The organism is Nitrospira sp. BLG_2, from assembly GCF_049222245.1.
In genome coordinates, this window is the sequence record NZ_JBLYIG010000244.1 from 1 (window position 1) to 5,282 (window position 5,282).

Annotated in this window: 6 protein-coding genes; 4 read left to right on the forward strand and 2 right to left on the reverse strand. The window is 54.7% G+C overall.

Annotated elements, in window-relative coordinates; all coding sequences use genetic code 11:
• Positions 1–464: 464 nt before the first annotated feature.
• Positions 465–935, reverse strand: a complete 471-nt coding sequence (locus ACOSYY_RS06760) for an MEKHLA domain-containing protein (RefSeq protein WP_421661504.1) — start codon at positions 933–935, stop codon at positions 465–467.
• A gap of 397 nt (positions 936–1,332) precedes the next feature.
• On the opposite strand from ACOSYY_RS06760, the gene ACOSYY_RS06765 reads away from it, so the two are divergent.
• The 4 genes from ACOSYY_RS06765 (at position 1,333) to ACOSYY_RS06780 (ending at position 4,384) form a co-directional block, all read left to right on the forward strand.
• Positions 1,333–1,569, forward strand: a complete 237-nt coding sequence (locus ACOSYY_RS06765) for a thioredoxin family protein (protein ID WP_421661505.1) — start codon at positions 1,333–1,335, stop codon at positions 1,567–1,569.
• A gap of 425 nt (positions 1,570–1,994) precedes the next feature.
• Positions 1,995–3,398 carry a 3-isopropylmalate dehydratase large subunit gene (leuC, locus tag ACOSYY_RS06770; RefSeq protein WP_421661506.1) on the forward strand — a complete coding sequence of 468 codons (1,404 nt, stop codon included), beginning with the start codon at positions 1,995–1,997 and terminating at the stop codon, positions 3,396–3,398.
• 3 nt (positions 3,399–3,401) lie between these two features.
• Positions 3,402–4,025 carry a 3-isopropylmalate dehydratase small subunit gene (gene leuD, locus ACOSYY_RS06775; RefSeq protein WP_421661507.1) on the forward strand — a complete coding sequence of 208 codons (624 nt, stop codon included), beginning with the start codon at positions 3,402–3,404 and terminating at the stop codon, positions 4,023–4,025.
• A gap of 14 nt (positions 4,026–4,039) precedes the next feature.
• The gene (locus ACOSYY_RS06780; protein ID WP_421661508.1) at positions 4,040–4,384 is read left to right on the forward strand and encodes a DUF8785 domain-containing protein; all 345 of its coding nucleotides are present in this window, start codon (positions 4,040–4,042) and stop codon (positions 4,382–4,384) included.
• A gap of 13 nt (positions 4,385–4,397) precedes the next feature.
• On the opposite strand, the gene corA is transcribed toward ACOSYY_RS06780, so the two are convergent.
• Positions 4,398–5,282 (reverse strand): magnesium/cobalt transporter CorA (gene corA / locus ACOSYY_RS06785; RefSeq protein WP_421661509.1); only part of this gene is annotated, 885 nt, incomplete at its 5' end.

The window sequence follows — 5,282 nt, forward strand, 5'->3', positions numbered from 1 at the left end:
CACTTTTTGTAAGAATTGTCTGTTACTATCCCTCTAGCAAGTCAGGACCGAATCCGAATACCCCGCAGGAAAAGGCGTTCCAACAAGGCCGCAGCGAGGTCCGCGACGCAGAATAATGAGGCGCACGGTGCGATGAATAAAGAGCACCACGTTTGTGCGCGCCGGCGAGTCGGTGAGCCGGCGGTGTCCGACTCTCGTCACATTTGCGGACGGGAGCCCTCGGCTTCGCCGCGAGGCGAGCGAGTCGGTGAGCGCCCAGTGTCCTAGAGGCGAATCGTAACCTATTTTCACCCGGCCCACCCATTGCCTGTCGGAACAGGCGTTTTCCCTTGCGCCGTACGTTGAGCCTCTGAGGTTCACGCCGTGCCGAATAAGGCACGGCACGCTCGTGAACGCCGCCGAGATGGTGAGGCGGCAGTGTCCTGCGAGAACGCCGTTGGAGGACTTTTTCAACATCCTGCAGATCAAGACAGGTTCGACCATCGCGAAAACGTCGCCGCTTGGCCGATAGGGGTTTCGGCAAGATCGATCACGGTCCAAATTAAGGCTCGCTCGACAAGAAATCGCCGCCCCGTTGAAGAGATTCGCACTCCTCGATATCCGTCGAAGTAGCCGTTGAGCTTTGCTCGCTCCAACATCTTTTCCCGCTCAGCACGGTCATCCGCCTCGGCCGTGAGCCGCGACGGCGTCTTGATGAATTGGTCCCAGGACAGCTCCCACAGATCCAACGCGGTTTGATTGCCGTAGTTCAAGATCGGGTCCTGCTCCACACCGTGCGATACGACGATGATCGATGCCTCGAACAACATACGTGCCTGCTGTTTTGCGCTGGGTGTATGCTCGATCAGATGTTTTCCCGTCCAATGACGATAGCTGTCCAGCAATAGCCGGCTCCACTCAACAATAGGCGGCTCGTTCCACGGCGAAATCTTCACGAACGTGGTGGTAACACGTCTTGCAAAACAGGGCAAGCTTCACCCGTCTAGGCAAGAGGTCAAGCTGCGCAATGGTTCCACGATGCCGGATCGACACAATCCGAGCCGTTGGACAGTCGCGGCGGAGATCTTCAAGACATCGTGGGTTGCCCTATTATAGATAGCCGCATAAAACCTGCCGCTCGACTGTTTCACAAATCTGTTTTCATATTCACCCGCAGATTTTTAACCGGAACGCCGCCTGGCTTCGCAGCTAGGCGGCGTAGCAAAAGAACCGTTTATGAAATACGGATGCCCCAGCGTATCAACGACCCTTGACCCTCATGTCTGACAACGGCTATGTTCGAAGAGGCCACAATATGGCCGTCATCACAACCACATTTGTAAGGGGGTAGACATGAGCAAGAAGGCAGTGTTTTACCACGCAGGTTGTCCGGTATGCGTTGAAGCGGAACAGAACGTCGCGAATGCGCTTGACCGCTCGCGCTACAACGTGGAGATCGTGCATTTAGGACAGCAGAAAGGCCGCATCACCGAGGCCGAGGCTGCCGGGGTGAAATCCGTACCGGCCCTCGTGCTTGAGGGACAACCGTTTCATATAAACTTCGGAGCGGGACTCGACGCCCTGAAGTAATGTGATGTTGCGGCTCCATGCGCCTGCCAACGCGTGTGGGGCCGCTTCCTCTGCCGTTGCGTGTTACTCTTGAAAAGAGCTTTTCCCAAAATGAAGCAGTTAGGTGAGTGAAACGAGAGCTTGTTCACTCGCCTGTCATAACGTATTGAGCCGTTAGACTTTCGGCTGATTCTTCGTCACCGTCACTTCCGATACATCCACATCCACTACGTCACGAATTTTCTCCAGTCCAGTTGTCGTGTAATGGCAGATACCGGGAGTCCTTGCGTCGCCAATTCTCCGGCCACAATGATCCACGTTCGTGTATCCATGTCCAGAGCCTACTCTGGACTGTCGGATTTTTACGGCAACAATACGATACCTTGTCAAAACCATGGGACTTCTCTGTATAATGACCATCCCACTTTTAGGAAACAGGAGCGCAGATGGCGGGCAAGACTTTGTTCGACAAGATTTGGGATTCGCATGTCGTCCGATCGGAACCGGATGGAACGACATTGGTCTATATCGATCGACAATTGGTTCATGAAGTGACGTCCCCTCAGGCCTTCGAAGGATTGAAGCTGGCGGATCGCCGCCCACGACGACCTGCCGCGACCCTCGCTGTGCCGGATCATAATGTTCCCACCACGGATCGTCGGTTGGGAATCGCCGATCAAGTAAGTGCTCTTCAGATTCAAACACTCGAAGACAACTGCAAGGAATTCGGCATCACTCTTTTCAACATGAGCGACATCCGACAGGGTATCGTCCATGTCATCGGTCCGGAACAAGGTTTCACCCTCCCTGGTACAACAATCGTGTGTGGCGACTCCCACACCTCCACCCATGGGGCGTTTGGTGCCTTGGCGTTCGGCATCGGGACGAGTGAAGTGGAACACGTGTTGGCCACTCAATGTTTGGTGCAGAAACGACCCATGACCATGGAAATACGTGTCGATGGAACTCTCTCCGAGCGCTGCTCGGCCAAGGATATTATTCTTGCGATTATCGGGAAGATCGGCACCGCAGGGGGGACCGGCTATGTCATCGAATATACCGGTTCGGCAATCGACGCCCTCAGCATGGAGGGTCGGATGACTCTCTGTAACATGTCGATCGAGGGAGGGGCTCGTGCCGGCATGGTCGCGCCTGATGAGAAAACGATTGCCTATATCAAGGGACGGCCACTCGCTCCAAGAGGTGAGCTTTTCGAACAGGCCGTTCGGGCATGGCGACAGCTCAAGACCGATACGGATGCCAAGTATGATAGGACTGTCGCATTGAAAGCGGAACAGATCGCGCCGCAAGTCAGCTGGGGCACCAGCCCCGGTATGGTCATCGGCGTCGATCAAACGGTGCCCGACCCCCGCACGATGTCGGACGAGAAAACGAAGAATGCCGCCGAGCGGGCATTGGCCTACATGGGGCTTTCACCCAATATGCCGATGACCGACATCAAAATCGACAAGGTTTTCATCGGCTCCTGCACGAACTCGCGGATCGAAGACCTTCGGCTCGCCGCCGATTTCGCGAAGGGCAAGAAGGTCGCGAAGACCGTGCACGCGATGGTGGTTCCAGGATCGGGTCTGATCAAGCAACAGGCGGAGTCCGAAGGACTGGACCGCGTGTTCCTGGAGGCAGGGTTCGAATGGCGGGAGGCCGGGTGCAGTATGTGTCTGGCGATGAATGCCGATGTCCTAAAACCGGGTGAGCGCTGCGCCTCCACGAGCAATCGTAATTTTGAGGGGCGTCAGGGAGCCGGAGGTCGCACTCACCTGGTGTCACCGGCCATGGCGGTTGCCGCGGCCATTGAAGGACATTTTGTTGATATCCGACACTGGAGCTAACCAATGGAACCGTTCACCACCCTAACCGGTCTCGTGGCTCCCCTGGATCGCGTGAACGTCGACACCGATCAGGTGATTCCAAAGCAGTTTCTGAAGACGATCAAGCGCACCGGACTGCGCGAAGGTCTGTTTTTCGATTGGCGGAAACGAAAAGACGGCTCGCCTGATCCATCTTTCTTTTTGAACCAACCTCGGTATCGGGGCGCGGCGATTCTCTTAACCCGAGACAATTTCGGCTGCGGTTCATCCCGTGAGCATGCGCCCTGGGCATTATTGGATCAAGGGTTCAGGTGCATCATCGCCCCCAGCTTTGCGGACATTTTTTATAACAACTGCTTTCAGAACGGAATTCTTCCAGTCGTTTTGCGATCGGAGGACGTGCTTGATCTCATGAACCAGGTACTCGGCCTTGAAGGTTACCGGCTCGCCGTGGACCTGGGCCGCCAAACGGTGACCACTCCGAATGGAACCACGTATCAGTTTGAGATCGACCCCTTCCGCAAGGATTGCCTCTATCGAGGGCTTGATGCGATCGGCCTCACACTCCAGCACGAGAAGGCGATCACGGCCTATGAATCTCGGCGAAAGGCTGAGGCTCCTTGGCTGTTCAGCGACGTCCATCCATAACTGAGGAGATATTCGTGAAACTGTTTTTAACGCTTCTCTTCTTTGTCGGTGCGGCCTACCTCGTTGTCGTGTTCAACTTGTCCTATTCCGATGGAAACAGAGCAGGATACATCCAAAAATTTTCCACGAAGGGCTGGCTGTGCAAGACGCACGAAGGAGAGTTGGCGATGACGACCGTGCCGGGAACGGCACCGATTCTCTGGGATTTTACGATCTGGGACGATAAAGTCGCCGAGCAATTATCGGAGGTGATGGGAAAACGGGTCATCTTGCATTACAAAGAGTATCGCTATATTCCTACCACTTGTTTCGGTGAAACGACCTATTTCGTGGATAAAGTGGAAATTCAAGAAGAGTAGGCTTGCTCGCCATCTACAGCCATTTCTTTCGGCGAAACCCAATCAGCATGACGGCCGCCACGACTCCCATGATGCCCAACGCCATCGGGTAGCCCCAGGGCCATTTCAACTCCGGCATATACTCGAAATTCATGCCGTAGATACCCGCAATAAAGGTAAGCGGCATGAAAATCGTCGTGATAACCGTCAGCACTCGCATGACGGTGTTCAACCGATAGCTGACGCTTGAAAGATAGATGTCAAGACTCGCCGAGACCATTTCACGCAAGGTCTCGATCGTGTCGACGATCTGCACCACATGGTCGTAGACGTCTCGGAAAAACACCTTGGTATGTTCGTGTAAAAAGGGACATTCCGAACGGGACAGGTTGTTGATGGCTTCCCGCAGCGGCCACACGGCGCGCCGCACGAATAACAGCTGCCGTTTGAGCGCATGAATGTCTTTGAGTGTGTCCGGTTTCGGATCGGCGATCACCCGCTCTTGCAGCGATTCGATCCGTTCTCCGAGCATTTCGAGAACAGCGAAATATTGATCGACCACGGCATCAATGAGCGCGTACAGCAGATAGTCCGACCCATTTTGTCGAAGGCGCCCTTTGCCGCCTCTCAGACGGTTCCGCACGGACTGAAAGACATCCGTCCCGTTTTCTTGGAACGACAGGACATAATTGCGTCCGAGCACGAAACTCACCTGTTCGACCATAATGTCTCCTCGCTCGGAGAGCATGAGCATCTTCATGACGAGAAAGAAATAGGTCTCATAGTCATCGAGCTTCGGGCGCTGGTCCGTATTGGCGATGTCTTCCAGAAGAAGGGGGTGGAGACCGAAATGTTTTCCGAAGACCTCCAGAATATCAACTTTGTGCACTCCACCGACGTTCACCCACGTGACGGTTTC